The organism is Sphingobacterium composti (assembly GCF_009829075.1).
GTDB classification, from domain to species: Bacteria; Bacteroidota; Bacteroidia; order Sphingobacteriales; family Sphingobacteriaceae; genus Sphingobacterium; species Sphingobacterium composti.
Genome location: NZ_WUQZ01000006.1, coordinates 43,654 through 64,456 on the forward strand (window position 1 = coordinate 43,654; position 20,803 = coordinate 64,456).

The window sequence follows — 20,803 nt, forward strand, 5'->3', positions numbered from 1 at the left end:
TTTACCTTTATTGTTGTATGGTGGGGCAATGATTAAAAGAATCAAAACAAAACGATTGAAAATAAAGGAGTTACTGAGTTAATCAGGATAATTATTTTTTAAAAGAAAGATTATTAATTGATAATAACAAAAAAAGCCCGACATTATTGTCGAGCTTTGCGTACCTAGGGCGGGAATCGAACCCGCACTCCTTTAACAGGAACAGGATTTTAAGTCCTGCGTGTCTACCAGTTCCACCACCTAGGCAACTCTGGAGCGAAAAACGAGATTCGAACTCGCGACCCCAACCTTGGCAAGGTTGTGCTCTACCAGCTGAGCTATTTTCGCTTTTGTAAGTCTTTCAATTTTGTTCCGAACATCGCGTCCTTCNAAAAATAAAATGCCTTTTTATATGTATAAAAAGGCATTTGTTTGATTATCAGTAACAATAAATTTAAATAAATTAGCTCACACTGAATAAATCGCAATCCTTAAGTGTTTATTTTAGTAAACCTGCTCTTCTTAATAGCGGATCAACTTGAGGTTCTTGCCCTCTAAATCGCTTATAAAGCATCATTGGGTGCTCCGTGCCACCCTGCGAAAGGATATTATCTTTAAACTTTTCTGCAATTTCCTTATTAAAAATTCCATTCTCTTTGAAATATTCGAAAGCATCAGCATCCAATACTTCTGCCCACTTGTAGCTGTAATATCCAGATGAATATCCACCATTAAATATATGAGAGAAAGAAGTACTCATCGCGTTATCTTCTACATCTGGATAGAATTGCGTAGAGGCGAATTGTTCTTTTTCAAAATCTTTGACATTGGATATGGCTGAAGGATCGTTGCCATGCCAGCCCATATCAAGTAGTCCGAAGCTCAATTGACGAACAGTTGCCATACCTTCTAAGAATGCAGCAGATTCTTTTATCTTTTCGACCAATTCCATTGGAATGATTTCACCTGTCTCATAATGTTTTGCGAATAGTGTAAGCGCTTCTTTTTCATAACACCAGTTTTCCATAATCTGACTTGGCAATTCTACGAAATCCCAATAAACCGAAGTACCTGATAGATTTGGATATTGTGTATTTGCTAACATCCCGTGCAATGCATGTCCAAATTCATGAAATAAAGTAGTCACTTCGTTGAATGTCAATAAAGCAGGCTTAGAATCCGTTGGTGGAGTAAAGTTACATACGATAGATACAAGAGGTCTTTCATTGATGCCATCTTTAATATATTGAGGTTTAAATGAAGTCATCCAAGCTCCTTGACGTTTTCCTTTACGAGGGAAGAAATCTGCATAGAATACTGCTACGAGATTATTTTCTTTATCCTTTACTTCGAAGGTTTGCACATCCGGATGGTATTTATCAATAGTTTGTACTTCCGTAAAATTCAAATTGAATAATCTTTTTGCAATCTCAAATGCACCATTTAGTACATTTTCTAGCTTGAAATAGGGCTTTAACAACTCATCATCCAATTGGAATTTCTCCTGCTTAAGTTTTTCTGAATAATAAGAACCATCCCATTTTTCCAATTGTTTTAGATCATCTTTTCTTTTCGCAAAAGCTGTAAGTTCTTCAAATTCTATTTGCGCTGCTGGTTTAGCTTTAGCTAACAAGTCTTGGAGAAAAGCTTGGACTTTAGCAGGAGATTCGGCCATACGTTCTGCTAGTACAAAATCAGCATGTGTATTATAACCTAAAAGTTGTGCGCGTTGATGACGTAGTTTTGCTATTTCTAAAACATTATTTTCATTGTTATTGTCATTAGGTTGAAAACCCTTGCGTCCGGCTGCAAGAGTAATTTCTTTGCGCAGCTCACGATTATCTGCATAAGTAATAAAAGGTATATAACTTGGATAATCTAAAGTAAAAATCCAACCTTCTTTGCTTTCTGATTTTGCAAGTGATGCGGCTGCTTCGATAACACCTTCTGGCAGACCCGCTAAGTCTTTTTCATTCGTGATATGCAATTGGTAGGCATTAGAATCTGCTAACACATTTTCACCATATTTTAACTTCAATACAGATAATTTGGCATCAATATCTCGCAATATTTTCTTTTGTTCATCATTTAATAAAGCACCATTGCGAGCAAAATCCTTAAATGATTTTTCTAACAAAGTTGTTTGTTCAGGTGTTAAGTTGAGATTATTTTTTTGATCATAAACTGCTTTCACTCGTGTAAATAAATCTGTATTTAACGTGATATCATTTCCTAGTGCAGAAAGTTTTGGGGCTACTTCTTGCGCGATTTTTTCTAATTCATCATTTGTTTCTGCGGAATGAAGATTAAAAAATAGATTACTAATTCGATCTAATGTTAATCCAGAAAAGGCCAGTGCTTCAATAGTATTTTCGAATGTTGGAGCCGCAGGATTGTTTACAATATCTTCTATTTCTTTTAATGTGAGTGCAATGCCTTCTTCAAATGCAGGAATATAATCCTTTTCGGTGATTGTCGAGAAAGGAGCAGTATCATGTACTGTATTAAATTTTTCTGTTAAAATTGCCATGTGCTAAAGCTATAAATATTTTAGGAATTCTGATTCAACTTAGTGTCAAGTCTTATATGTTGGGAATAATTATTTAAAGTCAATTCGAATTGGATTTTATTTATTTGATCTTTTAAATCCATCTTTTTAGTAGATTTTATTTTATAGATATCTGGGTGTAATTCTATTATTTATATTGCATGTTAATGCTATTTTTGAATATTTTTCTGACAATCATTTAATATACTAAAATTAGTTTTGTTATATGTAAATTCGTTATGTGTGGGAAAATAATTATGAAGATTTTTGGCTTTAGGTAACCTAGGTTACAAACTATATAATTTGGAGAGCATACTTTTGTGGTATAAAATGAAATAAAAACATGGAAATGATACTTGGAACATGGCCTTGGTACGTAGGAGGACCGTTGGTCGCGATTATTATGTTAATTCTGATAAAATTGGGGAAAGCTTTTGGTTTTTCTTCAAATTTCAGAACAATGTGCTCAGCATTGGGAGCAGGAAAGAGTTGTGATTTTTTTGACTTTAATTGGAAGTCACAACGATGGAATTTGTTATTCTTAGTCGGAACAATAATTGGAGGTTTTGTAGCAGCTAATCTCTTATCGGATAATCAAGTAGCTTCAATTTCAGATCAATCGATAGCTGAACTTCAGGCTTATGGATTTGAAAGTGCTGGAAAAGCTTATTTACCTACAGAATTGTTCCTTGATCTGACACCTAAGAATATTTTGATCCTTTTAGTGGGAGGATTATTTATCGGTTTCGGAACGCGCTACGCAGGAGGATGTACTTCTGGTCATGCTATTTCTGGTTTGAGTGATTTGCAATGGCCTTCATTGGTAGCTGTGATTGGGTTCTTTATTGGGGGACTTTTGATGGTTCATGTTTTATTCCCTTTAATATTTTAAATGATGAGAAAGTTAATTTTTATGCTACTAGGTGTAGCATTCGGTATAGTAATGTATAAAGCTGAGGCTGCATCTTGGTTTAGAATTTTTGAGATGTTCAATTTCCAATCATTCCATATGTATGGATTTATAGGTTCAGCATTGGCGGTTGGGGTGATTGGTGTACAATATTTCAAAAGAAGTCATTCTAAAGATGTAGATGGGGAGCAAATTGTAATTCAACCTAAAGCAAAATCAATTCCGCGATACCTTATCGGTGGTGTGTTTTTTGGATTAGGGTGGGCATTAGTTGGAGCATGTCCAGGCCCAATATTCGCTCTTTTGGGGTCAGGTGTGTTTTCGATTATTATAGTCATCATTGGCGCGCTAGCTGGAACGTATTTTTATGGGGTTATTCGTAAGTATTTGCCTCACTAATTGTTTTTTAAATGTTTGTTTTTGGTATTTTATTAGCGGTTTTTGTCGGAGTAACCCTTGGTTTAGTCGGTAGCGGTGGTTCAATTCTTACTGTACCCATCTTCGTCTATGTTTTTGGAGTTGATCCGGTCTTAGCAACCGCATATTCGCTTTTTGCCATTGGAGCAACATCAATTATAGGAGGTGTCAAGGGCATCATAAAAAAAGATGTTGACTTTGATAAGCTTTTAAAGTTTGGTATACCATCAATGATATCTGTTTTTCTGACGAGGAAATTTGTTGTTCCATTAATTCCTGATCAATTTAATTTGTTTGGATATACGATTGCCCAAGAAGTGGTTTTGATGGTTCTTTTTGCAATATTAATGTTGTTCGCCGCATATGCGATGTTTCAAGAAATTAGTATTCCACAGACCAGTTTTCCTTTCTTAACTGTTGTGATAAAAGGTATTTTTGTTGGAAGTGTGACTGGGATTGTCGGTGCAGGAGGAGGATTTTTGATTATTCCAGCGTTAACTAACTTTTTTAACCTAAGTATGAAAAAAGCTGTAGCAACTTCTTTAGTGCTAATTGCTATTAATTCCATACTCGGACTATTAGGTGATTGGCGAAGGATTGAATTATTTGATTGGAATTTGTTGTTGTTATATACGCTATTGACTGTGGTAGGAATTTTTATTGGCTTTTATTTAAGCAATAAAATCGAAGGCAAGAAGTTGAAACGTATCTTTTCATTCGGTATAATGGCAGTGGCAATTTTCGTGTTATTAACAGAATTTGGTATTATTTAATTTAAAATTATATAGAAATGTTTTTCGAACAAATATATGATAAAACTTTAGCTCAAGCGAGCTATATGATTGGCTGTCAGGTTTCAAAAGAAGCAATAGTTATTGATCCAAAACGTGACGTGGATACATATCTAGAAATTGCGAAAGCAAATAATCTCTCTATTACGCATGTCGCTGAGACACATATACATGCAGATTTTTTGTCTGGAAGTCGGGAATTGGTGGAATTAACGGGAGCCAAATTATTTCTATCCGATGAGGGGGGAGCTGATTGGCAATATGAATTTCCACATATTGGATTGAAAGATGGAGATATCATTACTATTGGTAATCTAACTCTTGAGGTGTTACATACACCAGGACATACACCCGAAAGTATCTCATTCTTATTGACTGATCATCCTGCTACAGATAAGCCTGTTATGTTTTTCACAGGAGATTTTGTTTTTGTGGGTGATGTTGGTAGACCTGATTTATTAGAGGAAGCTGCGGGTGTGACAGGATCCAAAGATATTGGCGCTCAGCAATTATTTGAATCGTTAAAGTTATTCAAAGCATTACCAGATTATATTCAGGTATGGCCAGGGCATGGTGCTGGATCGGCATGTGGTAAGGCTTTGGGAGCAGTAGCAAGTACCACAGTAGGCTACGAAAAGATAAGAAATTGGGCTTTACAATATGAGGATTTTGAATCGTTCAAAACTGAACTACTTCGAGATCAGCCTGAAGCTCCATACTATTTTGCGATGATGAAAAAATTGAATAAAGTTGACAGACCTTTATTAACTGAAGTTCCCAATCATCCAACGCTATCTGTAGAGGAAATGCCAGAAGGTGCAATTCTTGTAGATACACGTAATAAGGTTGAATTTGCAAAAGGACATTTGCCAAAATCGATTAATATTCAAAATAATAATAGCTTAGCAAATTGGGCGGGTTGGATGTTAACCTATGACAAGCCATTAATTCTAGTTGCAGATGCATCTGCAAGGGAAGAAATTACTAGAAAGTTAATGCGAATTGGAATGGATAATATTAAAGGCTACATAACGGAGATAGGAGATGAATTAATTCATACATCAATAGTAGATGCTGAATTTATAAAACATCATTTAGAAAATGACAGTTCTATACTGTTGGATGTACGTAATGCTATAGAGTATAAAAAAGGGCATATCAAAGGATCGAAACATTATTTCGTAGGGCATTTGGCAAAGAATTTGCCTAATTTTGAAAAAGATCAGTTGATTATTATTCAATGTCAATCGGGAGATCGCGCGACCATTGCAACTTCTTATCTAGAAAAAGAAGGATTCACAAATGTGAAAAATTATTCTGGTAGTATGGTGGATTGGTTAGCTCAAGGAAATCCAGTGGTTTAATTTTATAAAATATGCATGACTTGCTGAGAAGTAAATATAGTGACGTTTTAGATACGAATATCTTGGACAGTATAGAGGAAGTTGCGAAATATAAAAGGTTTCAACGAGGTGAAGTTATACTTGATATAGGCCAAACTATACATTTTATTCCTCTTGTATTAAGTGGAGCGGTCAAAGTCATGCGCGAGGATGTGGACAAAGGTGAGCTGTTGTTGTATTACCTTAGTGGTGGAGATACATGTACAATGACAGCTACCTGTTGTACACATAATCGTATTAGTGCAATACGTGTCATAGCAGATTCACAATCGGAAATAGCATTTGTGCCTAATAATTATTTTAGTTTATGGTTAGCAGAAAATGAATCTTGGCGAAATTTTATTTTACAAAGTTATTCTATGCGTCTTGACGAAATGATTCAAGCGGTTGATAGTTTGGCTTTTTCTAACATGGAGGAAAGAGTCCTTAACTATTTGATTCAAAAGATGAAACTTGAAGATGATAGAATCCTCACCATTACACATTCCGAAATTGCCTCAGACTTAAATTCATCTCGAGTGGTAATCTCTAGAGTTTTAAAGAAATTAGAATCTGACGAAAAGATTGTATTACTACGCAATGAGATACGGATTTTAATATGAAATATTGTTGCAAAACAATAAATAGTTTTTTAATTTTATTTCAAATAGTGACTTTGGTCATATTATTTTTTAAATGCTAATATTTATTCCGATTTTACTTTATGAAGATTACGCTTTTGTGTATAGGGAAGACAGATGATAAGTTTATTCAAGATGGGATAGATAAGTATTTGAAACGTCTTAAACATTATATCAATTTCAATCTCAATATTGTTCCAGATGTAAAAAATGTAAAAAACTTATCGGAAGCTCAGCAGAAAGAGAGAGAGGGAGAACTTTTTAATAAATATATACAACCCACTGACTACATTATTTTATTAGACGAACGAGGCAAAAATTATTCATCCATAGAATTTTCGTCTTTCATCGAGAAAAAAATGATTTCAAGTGTACAGCATATGGTATTTTTGATTGGAGGTCCATACGGTTTCGCAGAAAATATCAAACAACGTGCTAATTCATCTGTTTCTTTATCAAGGATGACTTTTTCACATCAAATGGTTAGGCTATTTTTTATTGAACAAGTTTATCGCGCATTTACGATTATGAAAGGTGAGCCGTATCATCATGAATGATTATGTAAAGTAATACGTTTAAGCAACATATTTAAAATAGGAGGATATCATGGATGTAGATAAATATAAAAGAGATTATAAATTTCGTAGTGATGAAGGTAATAAGAGTTTTAAATGGATTATTATTATCGGTGGAATTATCGTCGCAATACTAGCTTACATTTTGAACTAAAAAAATAAGGCGATATTGGGAGTATCGCCTTAAAATCACACTAACTATTTATCTCTTATGAAAAGAGAATAGGGCATCGATGGTTTGAAATTTTCAAGGAATCATCGATGTCATAAATTTAATAAATTAAGTTTTAATATTTCAAAATTTTAATGAAAAAAGTTAGAATTAGTTTAAATTTTAACTTTTAAGTGATTTTTTAAATATTTCTAAAGCTTTTTTGTCTGTTTTAAAGGTTAAATCTTCTTCTTTTAGCTTTTCAAGATTTACTAATCGGAAAACTTCTAATTTATCAGCAACTAAATTTTTATCAAAATCAAATGGAGATTTTTTTAACTCAATGTTTAAATCTTCTAAAGCTTTCACTTCATAGTAGACCGAAATAATCTGACTATTATTGAAACTTGACTTCTCATAGAAATCTGTTGTATATATATGTCTTGTAACTTCTACCTTTAAATTACATTCCTCTATGAACTCTCTTTTTAGGGCATCTATTAACCCTTCTCCATATTCTAATCCTCCGCCTGGAAATTTAGTGAAAGAGACACTTTGCGTGCTTTCATCAGTTATCAGCACTTCATTAGTCTCTGTCATAAGTATTCCGTATACTCTTACGTTAAATGGAAACATTTTTGTCTTTTAGTTTTACTTAGATAAATCCTTTAAATATATATTTCTAAATTCTACGGGTTGTCCTTCACTTTGCAATGCTATAAACCCCGATTTTAAAACAGTCCTGTCAACTTTCATTTTTGGGTCATAATTGTTTACTATGGGACCGCCAATTTGTGGTTTTGAATAAGTCAATACAGTATCTCCATTGATAATATGTTCAACCAATGAGTCTCCATGTACAATTAATTCGGCTTTAACCCATTGATCTCCATCATATGTTTTGGATGTAGAATTAATACAATGTGTAGTCAACAATTCATTATTATAATAAATATGTGTTCCTGGTGAACACATATTGCCTGTTGGTCTTGGTTTCCCATCATTAAGACCTCCTAAAAATTGCATCTCCACCGAAATAGGCCAATCCTGATTGGCTGGCATAGTGCGCGGATCCTGAGAGTGAAACATAACACCACTATTTCGTAATGTATAATCAGGGGCACCTGGATATAAATCTCCATAAAATCTATATTCCAATTTTAGGTGATAATGCGAATAGGGGATATCATAATAGAGATGACCAAATCGATCATCGTATTTTTCGCCGTATCCATCATAGTTGACTTGAATAACGCTATCTATCACTCGAAAAGTATTTGCAAAGTTGTGACCTACCTCATACGGATAGATTTTTGCAGTCCAGCCTGTGAGATCTTTACCGTTAAATAATTTTTTCCACTCCTCATTTTTATTCTTCGATGGATTACATCCTATAAATAGCAAGGAGATAATAAGAGCAGAGGAAACTTTAAAGTACATAGTGTTAAATTTCAATAAAGCCTTTTTCAACTGCGGATTCGTCTACAAACAGTACAGAATAATGTCTAGGCAATAACCAACCGATAGTATTTGAGATAAATTCAAATTTCTTTTCGTCAGCAATCTGAGGAGGGGTGAAATTGAAGACTAAGTCTTGTTTCACTTCTTGCTCATTTTCGTAATTGCGTGCGATCATCATTGCTTTTGGAGTTTCAATTCCTGCGTGTTTTAAAAAATCACGTAATTGATTTTTTAGATATTTTGGCAAAATTGCATCTGATGGTGCCCCTACGAGTATTTGTTCGTCAGCTTGAATAAGAATTTGCTCTTTATTATTTGAAAACACACTCTGATCAGAATAAAAAGTGTCATTCAACTCATAATTTGCTATATCACCATAAGTAAATATCCAATCTGGTCTTTCATTTTGAGGATTGATTACAATGCCAAACCCTTGCAACAAGATCGTGGGAAGTTGTTTGTTTATCACGAATGCTTGAAAACTTTCGTCTGTTTTTACATTTTGTAATTGTATGTATGGAAATCCATCACTAGCAATAACCACTTCTGGGCTACCTAATTTGAAGTTAGCTTGATCTACAGATTGAAGGAATTCTGCAACCCATTTCTCATCTCGTTCTTGAAAAGGTATTTCTAATAAAGAATTCAATATCACCGTCTTTTCTAAATCTCCTAACCCGATTTCAGGATTTTGCTCACTATTCGCTATACTCATATTCTTATTTTATTTCTTTAAGTTGCGCTTAAAAGTACATAATTCTTATCTATATTTTAGCTGTAATATTAAATTAATGGCTATATTGTAAAGAGTTATTTTGCTACTTTTGTTGAATAAGAATATAAGTTAATGATAGATTCGAAACTGAATACACCAATGGATATAGCTGCTTCAAAGTTAAGTTACGAAGATTTTCGTGAGATCATATTAAAAGATTATGAAGCTGCTGTTCAAAGTAGGTATGTAAGTTTATTGGGAAGAAAGGAAGTACTTACTGGCAAGGCGAAATTCGGCATATTTGGAGACGGTAAAGAGGTTGCTCAAATAGCGTTGTCAAAAGTTTTTTTTGACGGAGATTGGCGATCTGGCTATTATAGAGATCAGACATGGGCTTTTGTATCGGGTATTAGTACTATTTATAACTTTTTTTCACAACTCTATGCTAATCCATCATTAGAAGCTGATATTTCTTCTGGGGGAAGACAGATGGTCGCACATTTTTCGACAGCATTAACTGAAGAAAATGGTTCTTGGAAAGACCAAACAAAACAGAAAAATTCATTTTCCGATATATCTACTACTGGTGGACAGATGTCTCGTACATTAGGTCTAGGATTGGCATCTAAATTATATAGAAATAATAAGCAATTAGAATATTTAAAATACTTCTCTAACGGTGGTAATGAAGTTGTTTTCTGTACTGTTGGGAATGCGTCTACTTCGGAAGGTGTGTTTTGGGAAACTATTAATGCCGCTGGTGTAAAGCAAATTCCTGCAGTAATATCTATATGGGATGATGGCTATGGTATTTCTGTTCCAAACGAAATCCAAACTACAAAATCCGATATTTCTGAAGTACTGAAAGGTTTTCAACGTGATCAATATTCTAACGGGTTTGAAATTTTTAAAGTGAAGGGTTGGGACTATGCAGGACTGTGTGAAACCTATGAAAGGGCGGCAAAAATTGCTCGGGATAAACATATTCCATGTCTTGTACATGTCACTGAGCTTACTCAACCACAAGGACACAGCTCTTCGGGCTCACATGAGCGTTATAAATCCAAGGAAAGATTGAAATGGGAACAAGAATACGATTGTAACCTTAAGATGCGTCAATGGATTATAAGTTCGGGTATAGCTGCTGATAACGAACTTAAAGAAATTGAATCTTCAGCTAAAGATTATGTACGCTCTGAGCAAAAACGTGCATGGACAGATTATAGAAAGTTACTACAATCGGAGATGGATGAAGCCATTCATTATTTATTTCGGATAGAAAATGAAATGGTAGAACTTCCGCTTAATAAACTTAAAAGTGCTACTGAGCCTTCCTTGCAAGAGATTTATTCCACAGTTCGTCAGGTGTTAAGAGATTTACGATTTGAACACTCAAGTGAGCTAGTTGATTTGAAATCTTGGTATAAAGAAAAGCAAAAGCTTAATGCTGAAAGATACAATAGCAAGCTTCATTCTGAAAATTCATTTTCTCCATTGCAAGTGGAGGTGTTACCCCCTCAATATAATTTGGATGCTCCAATTGTTGATGGTAGAGAAGTACTGAATGCATGCTTTGAAGCAAATTTTAAGAATGATGAAAGATTAGTTGCTTTCGGAGAAGATGTTGGGAAAATAGGAGATGTAAATCAAGGTTTTGCTGGTTTGCAAGATAAATTTGGTGATTTACGAATATTTGATACAGGAATTCGTGAATCTGCGATTATTGGTAAGGGAATTGGATTAGCTGTTAGGGGATTGCGGCCTATTGCTGAAATACAATATTTAGATTATCTTATATATGCACTGCCGGTTTTAAGTGATGATTTAGCATCACTTAGTTATAGAACTAAAGGTCAGCAGAAAGCTCCAGTAATAATTCGTACGCGAGGACATAGACTTGAAGGTATATGGCACTCAGGTTCACCTATGACAGTCTTGTTGGGTGCATTACGTGGTTTACATATCTGTGTACCACGAAATATGACTCAAGCAGCTGGTATGTACAATACACTTTTGCGCGGAGATGACCCTGCAGTACTCATCGAATGTTTAAACGGTTATCGTTTGAAAGAAAAAATGCCAAATAATGTAGGTGATTTTACTGTGCCAATTGGTATTGCAGAAGTTTTGCGCGAAGGATCGGATGTAACTGTTGTTTCTTATGGATCCACTCTACGTCTCGTGCAAGAGGCGGCAATGGAATTGGATAAAATGGGTATTTCTATAGAAATAGTTGATATACAATGTTTACAGCCATTCGATCTTACGCAGGTTGGTTTAAGTTCTTTAAGTAAAACAAATAGAATATTGGTTGTGGATGAAGATATGCCGGGTGGTGCTTCAGCATTTATTTTGCAGCAAATTCTGGAAAAACAAGATGGTTATTACCATTTAGATAGTAAACCTAGGACACTTTCTGCCAAGGCGCATCGTCCACCTTATGGGTCAGATGGGGATTATTTTACTAAGCCTTCAGTAGATGATATTATTGAATCGGTTTATGAGATCATGAATGACGTAAATCCACAACAATTTCCTAAATACTTAGTATAAAGAATTGAGTTTTTTGAATGTTAAAATATAGAGGCAGCACCAATAAGTGCTGCTTTTTCAGCATATAGGGCTTTAGTAATTTTAAATTCTGAAAAATAGTACTCATCATGTATTATATCCCAAGCTTTAGAAATATTACCACCAATCACGAAGTTTTTGCATTGATGCAATTCACTAAAAAATGTAAGAAAATCTTTAAGGTGTATTCTATATTCTTGGATTAAAATTTCGAACGCATCAGTGTTTTGATGGTTTTCAATTATTTCTTTAAATCCATTTTCTTTGGTTCCTGAGAGTTCGTGGAATCTGTAGGTAAACCAACGTGTAACTAAATATTCCTCAAAAATAGAGTTGCCATATTTTTGTTGCCACAAATCTGCATCAAAGGCTTTGATTCCTTTTTTCCAAACTGCGCTACCTAATCCAGTACCAAGAGTTATGCCCAATACTTTATCTTCATTGTCTAGCTTTTGCGCATATACTTCACCCTGTAGAAAAGCCGCGGCGTCATTAATGTATTTTATTTCGATTGATGGAATTTGTAGTTCATGTTTGATTCCATCAGTGATACTCAATTTATATAAAGAATCATATTTATCCTGATTTTTCATCAATGAAATGCCTTTATCATAATCAAAAGGTCCAGGCATCGCTATTCCAATAAAATTAATCGGAGAGTTATATTGGGTTATACAAGATTTAATATTATCCGCCCATTGTTGAAAAATCGATTTAGCATTTGAAGTTGAATTTATGTGTACACGTGTTAGTGTAGGAGATAAAATTTCCCAACCATTTGTTTTGACAATAGCAGAAGTAATATGTGTGCCACCAATGTCACATGCTAATATATAAGAATGATTTTCAGACATTATAATTTAGAGTTTTCTTAGTTAACATTCCAAATATATGTTTTATATTTAAGTTTTGAATACAATATTTTTAACAAGCTGATTAGTAGAAATATTTGTTAAAAATATCATAAAAGCAGTCTCCGATTATCTCGGAGACTGCTTTTACATTCTATATGCTCTTTGTTTTAATAACTGATCAGCTATTACTAATGCCGCCATAGCTTCGACAATAATGACGGCTCGTGGAACAACACAAGGGTCGTGTCTTCCTTTACCTGAAATTGTCGTTTCTTCACCTGCTTGATTCAACGTTTCTTGGTCACGCATAATCGTAGCAACAGCTTTGAAAGCTACTTTGAAAGTAATATCCATACCATTTGAAATACCACCTTGTATACCTCCTGAAAAGTTAGTTCTTGTAACAACCTTATCATTTTCTGTAGTGAATATATCATTGTGTTCTGAACCACGCATTCTTGAACCCTCAAAACCAGAACCATATTCAAAACCATGTACAGCATTGATACTTAACATCGCTTTTCCAAGTTCTGCATGTAATCTGTCGAATACAGGTTCGCCTAATCCAGCTGGTACACCTCTAATAATAGTAGAAATACGTCCGCCAACAGTATCCCCGTTTTTGCGAACATTATCAATGAAATCAATCATTTCATTTGCAGTAGCGAGGTCAGCACATCGTGCAATATTCGATTCACGAGTTTCTAATAAAGATTTCAAATCAGAAGAATCTACGTTTGGTGCTTCAATTTGACCTACTCCTGAGACATGCGCGAAAATCTCGATACCTTGTTGTTTTAAAAATAATTTGGCGATAGCACCTGCCGCTACACGAGCTGCTGTTTCGCGTGCTGAAGAACGACCACCGCCTCGGTAATCACGAATGCCGTATTTCATTTGGTACGTGTAATCGGCATGCGAAGGACGAAATTTATCTGCTATATGCGAGTAATCTTTAGAACGTTGGTCTTCGTTGGGAATCACAATCGAAATGGGGGTACCCGTTGATTTTCCTTCGAAAACACCTGATAAAATTTGTGCTGTATCGCTTTCTTTACGTTGTGTTGTGATTTTTGATTGACCAGGTTTGCGCTTATCCAATTCTGATTGGATAAATGCTTCGTCAATATCAATATTTGATGGGCAACCATCCACAATAACACCGATAGCTTTGCCATGTGATTCACCAAAGGTGGTTATTCTGAATAAATCGCCAAATGAATTTCCTGCCATAATGATTAGTATATTACTAATATAATTATTTATGCCCTCATGCCGGGCAGGCAGTCACTTTTTTTCCGCAAAAAGTAACTAAATTTTAAAAACGTCATTCCGATAATGGGAGTAATCTGTAGTATTAGATTTCTCTCTACACTTCGTTTCGTTCGAAATGACGTTCAGAGTAATTTTTTATTCCGCTATCGAAAAACCTTGTGCTGCTAAATGTTCCCAATACATTGGATACGATTTTTCAACTACATGTGGTTCTTCAATTTGAATTGCCTGAAAAACTAAAGCCAAAGGTGCAAAAGCCATTGCCATTCTATGGTCTTCGTATGTTGCAATTGAAATGGAACTCGGCTTTTGTACATTGTCCGTATTCAAATGATAAACTTCATTATCTTCTGTAAATGTAGCTCCGAACTTTCCAATTTCATTTTGCAATGCAGCAATACGGTCTGTTTCTTTTATTTTTAAAGTTTCTAAACCTGTAAAAGAAACATTGCGTTTCAAAACAGCAGCCACAACCACTACAGTTTGTGCTAAATCTGGACATTCTTTCAAATCAAATAACTTCTTGTCTGATTGTAAAGCTATCTTTTGAAGCAAGATTCCTTTTTCTTCGAAAGTTGTTTTTACACCAAAATGCTCCATGATTTCTGCAATCGCAATATCACCTTGCAGACTGTTTTTCTTCAAACCTGGAAGTCGAATTTCAGCTTCTTCGGCCAAAGCTACCATAGCGTACCAGTACGATGCTGCACTCCAATCTGGTTCTACGTAGATAGTTGCTTCTTTAGCTTCTTGCGGAAGAATTTGAATACTATTGCCATCCCAAGTATGTTGAATTCCAGCTTCAGCTAACATGTTTAGCGTCATAGTTACATAAGGACGCGAAGTCAATTCGCCTTCAATTTCAATAGTCAATCCTTTTTTTAAGGAAGAGGCTATTAATAACAAAGAAGAAATGTATTGACTACTTACGTCGCCTTTGATGCTCACCTTATCTTTGCTTTGAAATAATTTGCCCTCAATATGCAAAGGAGGGAAGCCCGATTTGTTTACGTAATGTACGTCTGCACCGATTGTTTTCAAGGCATCTACCAAAATGCCAATAGGACGTTGTTGCATACGTTCTGTTCCGGTCAAGATAAAATCTCCTGGAATCAGATTCAAATACGACGTCATAAAACGCATTGCTGTACCCGCGGGACCGATATCAATTGTTTTCTGACCTTCACCTTCAGCGTTAGCATCTTTGATGGCTTTGGTAAGCAATACCGTATCATCCGCTTCAGAAAGGTTTTCGATCGTAACTTTCTCTTTGCTAAGTGCTTGTATAATAAGAGCACGGTTGCTCTCTGACTTGGAGCCAGTAAGTTGAACCGTGCCACTTAATTTTTTTGTTGAATGAGATAGCTTAATGCTTGATTGACTCATTATGCCTCCGCCGTTGTTTTAACGTTCATGATTTCATTCTGCTTGCGAATAGATTCGTTGTGCAATAACTCTAAGTATTTCACAGAGAAGTCTTCGCCCAAATTCAACGCTTTAGCTAATTGCACGCGTTTTTGAATAATTTCATCCCAACGAGAAACTTGTAAAATAGTTACGTTGTTATCACGTTTGTACTCACCAATTTTTTCAGCTACTTTCATACGGTCGCCAATCAACTTTAAGATTTGGTCATCCAATTTGTCAATTTGTGAGCGCAATTCAGCTAATTTGTCTGAGAATGCTGGGTCAGCAGATTCTGGTTGACGGTATGATAAATTGTCCAATAATTCAGCTAAAGCAGCAGGAGTAACTTGTTGTTTTGCATCAGTCCAAGCTACTGAAGGATCGATGTGTGACTCAATGATGAAACCTTGCATATCCATATCCATTGCTTTTTGCGCAACGTAAGGAATCAATTCACGGTTACCACAGATGTGGCTAGGGTCATTAATAATAGGTAATTCTGGAGCAATTGTTTTTAATTGAATCGCTAAATCCCACATTGGCTCATTACGGAAAGCTGTTTTTTCGTATGATGAGAAACCACGGTGTATAGCAGCAATTTTTTTGATTCCAGCACCATTAACACGCTCTAATGCACCAATCCATAACGATAAATCTGGGTTGACAGGGTTTTTAACGATAACTGGAACATCTTTTCCGTATGCTTTGATTGCATCAGCTATTTCTTGCACAGTGAATGGGTTTGCTGTAGAACGCGCACCAATCCATAAGATATCTACACCAGAATCTAAAGCTTCTTTTACGTGTTGCGCTGTAGCAACCTCTGTAGCAGTTAATAAACCAGTTTCTTCTTTTGCACGTTTCAACCACTCTAATCCAATACTTCCGATACCTTCAAATTCTCCTGGACGTGTACGTGGTTTCCAAATACCAGCACGTAATACATGAACCTTGCCTGTATTTGCTAGTAAATGTGCTGTAGATAATAATTGCTCTTCAGTCTCTGCACTACATGGACCTGATATAATTAATGGTTTGCCGTCTGTATTTATCCAAGAGTTTAATGGTTGGATTTCTAATGAATGTTTCATTCTTATTTCAATTTTTTTATTTACAATTTGATTAGTTACTCTATTTGTTTGTGTTATACTTTTTCATTTTTAATGTATTCGCCCATAATGCTGAAATTCACCGTGTGTTTTAATACTTTGCGAATGGCTGCATCGAAGTCTGATTGTTTTTTCCATTCTACGTCGACATAAAAATCATATTCATTGCGACGACCGACTACTGGCATCGATTGAATTTTGCTCAGATTAACGTTTTGTTCGGCAAAACATTGCAATACTGCCGCTAAAGCTCCTACTGCATTACCTGTTTGGAATGAAAGTGAAGCCTTATTCGCGTTTTTCTGTTCTACTACTTCGTTTGCTAGAATAAGAAAACGCGTTGCATTTTTTTTATGCGTCTCAATTCTCTTTTCTAAAATATTAAGACCATAGATTTTAGCTGCATATTCACTGGCGATAGCTGCTGTTGAAGTCAATTTATCTTCTGCAATTTTCTTAGCGCAGCCCGCAGTGTCCATTCCCTCTTTGATTGTCCATTCTGGATGTTCTCCCAAAAATTCATCACATTGACGTATTGCAATAGGGTGCGACTCCACAGTTTGAATATCGCTTAGCTTTACGCCAGGCAAAGCCAAAAGATTTTGTTGAATATTCAAATGTACTTCGCCAATTATATGGAATCTGTAATCTCTCAATAAGTTGTAATTCGGTAGGATACTTCCTGCAATAGAATTTTCGATTGCCATCACCACATAATCTGCTTTGCCTTGTTTTAGCATTTCGCAGGTTTGTTTGAAAGAACCACACTCAATAGTTTCGATATCTTGACCGAAATACTTGTAAGCAGCCTCTTCGTGGAATGATGCTTTAACACCTTGAATTGCAATTTTTATACTCATGTTGTTTCTATGTTCACAAAAAAAAGTCCCAGTTTACAAACCGGGACTTTTAGTATTTATCTTTTCACAATAACATAATTAGTTGTCCCAGCTCTTATTGCTAAAATAAAAGAAGTTAAAATAATATGTGTTAAAGTTTTTCATGTTCTCGTTTTGATATTTCAAAGGTATAGGAATATTTTATAAATGCAAAATATTTTATAAAAAAATGTTTTTTATAGTCATTTTTTATCATAAAAATAAGTTATTTTTTTATGATAAAAATAGTGAATTTTTTGGTGTTAAAAATCACGAAATTTAGCTTTATAATATATTGAAATGTTTGTTTATTTTATTTTAAACTAGTTACATGTGGTTTTTAGGTTTATTTTTTATATCTTATTTTTTTTAATATTTGCCATAAAAATTAGTGGTTTTTTTGATAAAATTTATTATTATTTTTTGTTGAATTTTTAGTGTATTTTGATGATTTATTTGCGCTATGTCTATTTCAATTTTATTTGATATAATTGTAATCGAATAAAAAGTGGTTATATGATATATGTTTTGATTAGTGTTTGCTGTAGTGTAATCGTTGGAGTACTTATAAAATTAGCTCGGCAAAAGCACGTCAATGTACAACAATTGGTTTTATGGAATTATCCTACGACAGTTTTATTGACCTATATATTATTTAATCCGTCTTTAGCGACTTTGCAGTGGAAAGTATTACCTTATCAATTTTATATTCCATTAAGTATTCTATTACCAACTTTATTTATTTTTATTGCATTAGCTGTTAAGTACAGCGGTATTGTAAAAACTGATGTAGCACAGCGCATGTCGCTTTTTGTCCCATTAATTGCATCCTTTATTCTTTTTAAGGAGGAAATACATCTAAATAAAATTATAGGCATTGCTGTTGGTTTGGTTGCTGTGGTCTGCTCGGTGAGTTGGTCGAATAAATCAACTTCTGCTTCCTCAAAGAATTCTATATATCCACTGATTGTATTTGTTGGGATGGGATTTATAGATATTTTATTTAAGCAAATAGCGCAATACAAGGATATTCCGTATACCACATCGATGTTTGTGGTGTTTATTGGTGCTTTACTATTTGCTTCCATTATTTTAGTATATAAAGTAGCTTTCAAAAAGGAAGCATTGGATAAACTGGCTATTGTTTGGGGATTGATTTTGGGTTTGTTTAACTTTGCAAATGTTTATTATTACATGAAGGCACATCGTGCAATTGCCGATAATCCATCTATAGTTTTTACCGCGATGAATGTTGGCGTTATCGTTTTGGGAAGTTTGGTTGGTGTTTTTATGTTTAATGAAAAATTAAGTCTTACAAACAAAATAGGGCTTGTTTTAGCTGTTATTTCTATTTTATTAATTGCATACCTGTGAGTTTATTTGAGGATACGTATCTTACAATTGAGACACCTGCGGAAGGCATTTTTCGCGACAAGGGAAGTAAATTTATAGCTTATGCTTATCCCTTTAAGGATGAGAATAAACTAAAGGATATTATTGCTGAACTGAAAGCTTTGCATCCTAAGGCAAGACATCATTGTTGGGCATACCGTTTGTCACCTGATAGAACTGTTTTTCGTGTAAATGACGATGGCGAACCATCAGGAACTGCAGGAAGACCAATCCTGAATGCATTATTATCTAAGGATATAACGAATATACTTGTTGTCGTTGTACGTTATTTCGGGGGAACATTGTTGGGTGTACCAGGGCTTATTAATGCCTACAAAACTGCTACACAAGAAGCATTAGCAAATTCCATTATCGTAGAAAAAACAGTAAATGACGTTTATCAGATTGATTTTGAATATTTGGCTATGAATGACGTGATGCGTATCATCAAGGATGAAAATATCACCGTATTGAATCAAGAATTTGATAATGCTTGCACAATGACTGTAGAAATGCGCAAAATGCAAGTAAATTCATTTGTGATGAAAATAGAAAAAGTTGATGGTGTTCGTATTAATTACATTAGGACATTGTAGATAGAATACTATTCATATTACAAAAATTAGATTTTTCACTATTTACTTATTTTCAATTAGTAGGTTATAAAGGGAAAAGGAGGGGAGCTTATCAAAGGAAAACAGTAGTAATTTAAATTTACTACTGTTTTTTCTACTTTATTATTACAACTAAGGTCAGAATTTTATTACTCTTCTAAAAACCTTAACTATACCATACCACCATCTACTGACAATGTTTGTCCTGTGATATATGATGATAAGTCAGAAGCTAAGAATAGACATGCATTTGCGATGTCGTCTGTAGAACCCGCACGTTTCAATGGAATACCTGCTTCCCAGCCTGCTACTACTTTTGGGTCTAAAACGTCCGTCATTTCTGTGCGGATAAATCCTGGAGCAATCACGTTTGCACGAATATTGCGAGAACCTAATTCTTTAGCAACAGATTTCGTAAAACCAATGATTCCTGCTTTAGAAGCGGCATAGTTTGCTTGTCCTGCATTACCTTGGATACCTACTACTGAGGACATATTAATGAATGAACCTTTACGGTTTTTCATCATGACTTTAGATGCAGCTTTCGTTACGTTGAAGATAGACTTCAAGTTTACATTGATGACATCATCCCAGTTTTCTTCTGTCATACGCATCAATAAACCATCTTTTGTGATACCAGCATTATTTACGACGATATCAAGGGTGCCAAAATCAGCAACGATATCATTGATTAATTTTTCTGCTTCATCAAATTTTGAAGCATCTGAGCGATAACCTACGACTTTAGTACCAAAAGCTTGCAATTCTTGCTCTAGAGCTTGACCTTTTTCTACTGAAGAAAGGTACGTGAAGGCCACATTAGCGCCATTTTGAGCAAATACTTCTGCAATTTTACGACCGATACCTTTCGATGCACCAGTAACTAAAGCTGTTTTTCCCTCTAATAATTTCATATAGTATTTTTTATAGTTTCAATCTTACCTCAGATGAAGATACCTTCATTTTGGAGTTAGAAACAAAAATACACAAATTTTGATATTGTAATAATTTATTAAAAAATGACAGCAAATTTCATTTTGAAAGCAAGATTGACTTATTGTTAAATAATTTCAAAATATATGAGCATAAATTGACAAAATGATTCGTTAGAAAGATTTACGAATGTTAATTTT

At 34.6% G+C, this 20,803-nt stretch carries 19 protein-coding genes and 2 tRNA genes; 9 read left to right on the plus strand and 12 right to left on the minus strand.

Annotation, left to right across the window (positions count from 1 at the left end):
• Positions 1–161: 161 nt before the first annotated feature.
• From GOQ17_RS05875 to GOQ17_RS05885, 3 genes are all read right to left on the minus strand, one after another.
• A tRNA-Leu gene (locus GOQ17_RS05875) sits at positions 162–246 on the minus strand.
• A gap of 5 nt (positions 247–251) precedes the next feature.
• Positions 252–327 (minus strand) — tRNA-Gly (locus GOQ17_RS05880).
• Positions 328–478: 151 nt separating this feature from the next.
• The gene (locus GOQ17_RS05885) at positions 479–2,509 is read right to left on the minus strand and encodes a M3 family metallopeptidase (RefSeq protein WP_159636199.1); all 2,031 of its coding nucleotides are present in this window, start codon (positions 2,507–2,509) and stop codon (positions 479–481) included.
• Between the two features lie 361 nt (positions 2,510–2,870).
• Between GOQ17_RS05885 and GOQ17_RS05890 the strand changes: the two genes are divergently transcribed.
• The 6 genes from GOQ17_RS05890 to rlmH all read left to right on the plus strand — a co-directional run bounded on the left by GOQ17_RS05890 (position 2,871) and on the right by rlmH (position 7,225).
• Positions 2,871–3,419 (plus strand): YeeE/YedE family protein, encoded by a 549-nt coding sequence (locus tag GOQ17_RS05890; RefSeq protein ID WP_159636202.1) that lies wholly within the window; start codon positions 2,871–2,873, stop codon positions 3,417–3,419.
• A complete protein-coding gene (locus tag GOQ17_RS05895) occupies positions 3,420–3,836 on the plus strand; it encodes a DUF6691 family protein (protein ID WP_236537078.1) in 417 nt (138 codons plus the stop codon).
• An 11-nt stretch (positions 3,837–3,847) separates the two neighbouring features.
• Entirely contained in the window at positions 3,848–4,627 is a 780-nt protein-coding gene (locus GOQ17_RS05900) for a sulfite exporter TauE/SafE family protein (RefSeq protein ID WP_159636205.1), read from the plus strand.
• Positions 4,628–4,644: 17 nt separating this feature from the next.
• The gene (locus tag GOQ17_RS05905; protein ID WP_159636208.1) at positions 4,645–6,009 is read left to right on the plus strand and encodes an MBL fold metallo-hydrolase; all 1,365 of its coding nucleotides are present in this window, start codon (positions 4,645–4,647) and stop codon (positions 6,007–6,009) included.
• Positions 6,010–6,020: 11 nt separating this feature from the next.
• Positions 6,021–6,650: a Crp/Fnr family transcriptional regulator gene (locus GOQ17_RS05910; RefSeq protein WP_159636211.1), complete on the plus strand. Its 630-nt coding sequence runs from the start codon at positions 6,021–6,023 to the stop codon at positions 6,648–6,650.
• 101 nt (positions 6,651–6,751) lie between these two features.
• Positions 6,752–7,225 carry a 23S rRNA (pseudouridine(1915)-N(3))-methyltransferase RlmH gene (rlmH, locus tag GOQ17_RS05915; RefSeq protein WP_159636214.1) on the plus strand — a complete coding sequence of 158 codons (474 nt, stop codon included), beginning with the start codon at positions 6,752–6,754 and terminating at the stop codon, positions 7,223–7,225.
• A 352-nt stretch (positions 7,226–7,577) separates the two neighbouring features.
• On the opposite strand, the gene GOQ17_RS05920 is transcribed toward rlmH, so the two are convergent.
• From GOQ17_RS05920 to GOQ17_RS05930, 3 genes are read right to left on the minus strand one after another with little or no spacing between them, the layout of a single operon-like run.
• Positions 7,578–8,030 (minus strand): NUDIX domain-containing protein, encoded by a 453-nt coding sequence (locus GOQ17_RS05920; protein WP_159636217.1) that lies wholly within the window; start codon positions 8,028–8,030, stop codon positions 7,578–7,580.
• A gap of 15 nt (positions 8,031–8,045) precedes the next feature.
• The gene (locus tag GOQ17_RS05925) at positions 8,046–8,834 is read right to left on the minus strand and encodes a 3-keto-disaccharide hydrolase (RefSeq protein WP_159636220.1); all 789 of its coding nucleotides are present in this window, start codon (positions 8,832–8,834) and stop codon (positions 8,046–8,048) included.
• A 4-nt stretch (positions 8,835–8,838) separates the two neighbouring features.
• A complete protein-coding gene (locus GOQ17_RS05930) occupies positions 8,839–9,570 on the minus strand; it encodes a hypothetical protein (RefSeq protein ID WP_159636223.1) in 732 nt (243 codons plus the stop codon).
• A 132-nt stretch (positions 9,571–9,702) separates the two neighbouring features.
• Between GOQ17_RS05930 and GOQ17_RS05935 the strand changes: the two genes are divergently transcribed.
• On the plus strand, positions 9,703–12,123 hold the full coding sequence (locus GOQ17_RS05935) for an alpha-ketoacid dehydrogenase subunit alpha/beta (RefSeq protein ID WP_159636226.1): 2,421 nt from the start codon (positions 9,703–9,705) through the stop codon (positions 12,121–12,123).
• 20 nt (positions 12,124–12,143) lie between these two features.
• Here the strand turns inward: GOQ17_RS05935 and GOQ17_RS05940 are convergent, their stop codons facing one another.
• The 5 genes from GOQ17_RS05940 to GOQ17_RS05960 form a co-directional block, all read right to left on the minus strand.
• A complete protein-coding gene (locus GOQ17_RS05940) occupies positions 12,144–12,995 on the minus strand; it encodes an ROK family protein (RefSeq protein WP_159636229.1) in 852 nt (283 codons plus the stop codon).
• A 144-nt stretch (positions 12,996–13,139) separates the two neighbouring features.
• A complete protein-coding gene (aroC, locus tag GOQ17_RS05945) occupies positions 13,140–14,228 on the minus strand; it encodes a chorismate synthase (protein WP_159636232.1) in 1,089 nt (362 codons plus the stop codon).
• A 177-nt stretch (positions 14,229–14,405) separates the two neighbouring features.
• On the minus strand, positions 14,406–15,656 hold the full coding sequence (gene aroA, locus GOQ17_RS05950) for a 3-phosphoshikimate 1-carboxyvinyltransferase (protein WP_159636235.1): 1,251 nt from the start codon (positions 15,654–15,656) through the stop codon (positions 14,406–14,408).
• Positions 15,656–16,768, minus strand: a complete 1,113-nt coding sequence (locus GOQ17_RS05955; RefSeq protein WP_159636238.1) for a chorismate mutase — start codon at positions 16,766–16,768, stop codon at positions 15,656–15,658. The genes aroA and GOQ17_RS05955 overlap by 1 nt, the downstream gene beginning before the upstream one ends.
• A 53-nt stretch (positions 16,769–16,821) precedes the next feature.
• Positions 16,822–17,646 (minus strand): prephenate dehydratase, encoded by an 825-nt coding sequence (locus GOQ17_RS05960; protein WP_159636243.1) that lies wholly within the window; start codon positions 17,644–17,646, stop codon positions 16,822–16,824.
• Between the two features lie 534 nt (positions 17,647–18,180).
• Between GOQ17_RS05960 and GOQ17_RS05965 the strand changes: the two genes are divergently transcribed.
• Together GOQ17_RS05965 and GOQ17_RS05970 are read left to right on the plus strand one after the other, a co-directional pair.
• A complete protein-coding gene (locus GOQ17_RS05965) occupies positions 18,181–19,038 on the plus strand; it encodes a DMT family transporter (RefSeq protein ID WP_159636245.1) in 858 nt (285 codons plus the stop codon).
• Complete coding sequence (locus tag GOQ17_RS05970; protein ID WP_159636247.1) at positions 19,035–19,652, plus strand: IMPACT family protein; 618 nt, start codon at positions 19,035–19,037, stop codon at positions 19,650–19,652. The genes GOQ17_RS05965 and GOQ17_RS05970 overlap by 4 nt, the downstream gene beginning before the upstream one ends.
• Positions 19,653–19,840: 188 nt before the next feature.
• Here GOQ17_RS05970 and fabG read toward each other — a convergent pair whose 3' ends face one another.
• Positions 19,841–20,584: a 3-oxoacyl-[acyl-carrier-protein] reductase gene (gene fabG / locus GOQ17_RS05975; RefSeq protein WP_159636249.1), complete on the minus strand. Its 744-nt coding sequence runs from the start codon at positions 20,582–20,584 to the stop codon at positions 19,841–19,843.
• Between the last annotated feature and the right edge of the window lie 219 nt (positions 20,585–20,803).

Coding starts and splice junctions, on each gene's coding strand:
- GOQ17_RS05895 (WP_236537078.1), top strand. CDS start 3,420: ATGATGAGAAAGTTAATTTTTATGCTACTAGGTGTAGCATTCGGTATA.
- GOQ17_RS05965 (WP_159636245.1), top strand. CDS start 18,181: ATGATATATGTTTTGATTAGTGTTTGCTGTAGTGTAATCGTTGGAGTA.
- GOQ17_RS05905 (WP_159636208.1), top strand. CDS start 4,645: ATGTTTTTCGAACAAATATATGATAAAACTTTAGCTCAAGCGAGCTAT.
- GOQ17_RS05935 (WP_159636226.1), top strand. CDS start 9,703: ATGATAGATTCGAAACTGAATACACCAATGGATATAGCTGCTTCAAAG.
- rlmH (WP_159636214.1), top strand. CDS start 6,752: ATGAAGATTACGCTTTTGTGTATAGGGAAGACAGATGATAAGTTTATT.
- GOQ17_RS05930 (WP_159636223.1), bottom strand. CDS start 9,570: ATGAGTATAGCGAATAGTGAGCAAAATCCTGAAATCGGGTTAGGAGAT.
- GOQ17_RS05900 (WP_159636205.1), top strand. CDS start 3,848: ATGTTTGTTTTTGGTATTTTATTAGCGGTTTTTGTCGGAGTAACCCTT.
- GOQ17_RS05925 (WP_159636220.1), bottom strand. CDS start 8,834: ATGTACTTTAAAGTTTCCTCTGCTCTTATTATCTCCTTGCTATTTATA.
- GOQ17_RS05940 (WP_159636229.1), bottom strand. CDS start 12,995: ATGTCTGAAAATCATTCTTATATATTAGCATGTGACATTGGTGGCACA.
- GOQ17_RS05910 (WP_159636211.1), top strand. CDS start 6,021: ATGCATGACTTGCTGAGAAGTAAATATAGTGACGTTTTAGATACGAAT.
- GOQ17_RS05960 (WP_159636243.1), bottom strand. CDS start 17,646: ATGAGTATAAAAATTGCAATTCAAGGTGTTAAAGCATCATTCCACGAA.
- aroC (WP_159636232.1), bottom strand. CDS start 14,228: ATGGCAGGAAATTCATTTGGCGATTTATTCAGAATAACCACCTTTGGT.
- GOQ17_RS05920 (WP_159636217.1), bottom strand. CDS start 8,030: ATGTTTCCATTTAACGTAAGAGTATACGGAATACTTATGACAGAGACT.
- fabG (WP_159636249.1), bottom strand. CDS start 20,584: ATGAAATTATTAGAGGGAAAAACAGCTTTAGTTACTGGTGCATCGAAA.
- aroA (WP_159636235.1), bottom strand. CDS start 15,656: ATGAGTCAATCAAGCATTAAGCTATCTCATTCAACAAAAAAATTAAGT.
- GOQ17_RS05955 (WP_159636238.1), bottom strand. CDS start 16,768: ATGAAACATTCATTAGAAATCCAACCATTAAACTCTTGGATAAATACA.
- GOQ17_RS05885 (WP_159636199.1), bottom strand. CDS start 2,509: ATGGCAATTTTAACAGAAAAATTTAATACAGTACATGATACTGCTCCT.
- GOQ17_RS05890 (WP_159636202.1), top strand. CDS start 2,871: ATGGAAATGATACTTGGAACATGGCCTTGGTACGTAGGAGGACCGTTG.